2 tRNA genes are annotated in these 511 nt (G+C 43.4%); both read left to right on the top strand.

The annotated features are described in order from the left end of the window. Positions 1–67 precede the first annotated feature (67 nt). Positions 68–144: transfer RNA gene (locus ACXAFR_RS27510), tRNA-Ile, on the top strand. 39 nt (positions 145–183) lie between these two features. Continuing rightward, positions 184–259, top strand: a tRNA-Ala gene (locus tag ACXAFR_RS27505). Positions 260–511 lie beyond the last annotated feature (252 nt).

The following is a 511-nucleotide window of genomic DNA, read 5'->3' as shown; positions in this document are numbered from 1 at the left end:
GCTTGATCTGATGTATTGCAAGAATACCAGGTTGGTTGCCTGTATTTGGTGACTGGCGCTGATTAGCAGGCCTGTAGCTCAGTTGGTTAGAGCGCACCCCTGATAAGGGTGAGGTCGGCAGTTCAAGTCTGCCCAGGCCTACCATTTGCGAATTTAATGTAAATTCATTGCATTAAAATTACTGGGGCTATAGCTCAGCTGGGAGAGCGCCTGCTTTGCACGCAGGAGGTCTGCGGTTCGATCCCGCATAGCTCCACCAATCATTTTTGCATATATCTGGAAGGTGTAATCGAAAAGCAAATGCTGTTTGTTTTTCGATTCTGACTTTCCGTCAGACGTTCTTTAAAAATTTGGCAAGTAAAGTTGTATAAATGCAAAGTGGCAGTTTAATCGTATTTCCGTGATTAAACTGATACACAGCTGATTAATCAAGCTGCACAGAAGTTTTGTGTATGCCTGTCCGGCGTTAAATGTCATTTATAGCAATTGCAATGAGAACACTTTGGAGGAA

The organism is Pseudomaricurvus sp. ABR4_320, assembly GCF_056159445.1.
Note: the sequence above shows the minus strand (reverse complement) of the source record. Positions and strands in the feature narration are given on the sequence as shown.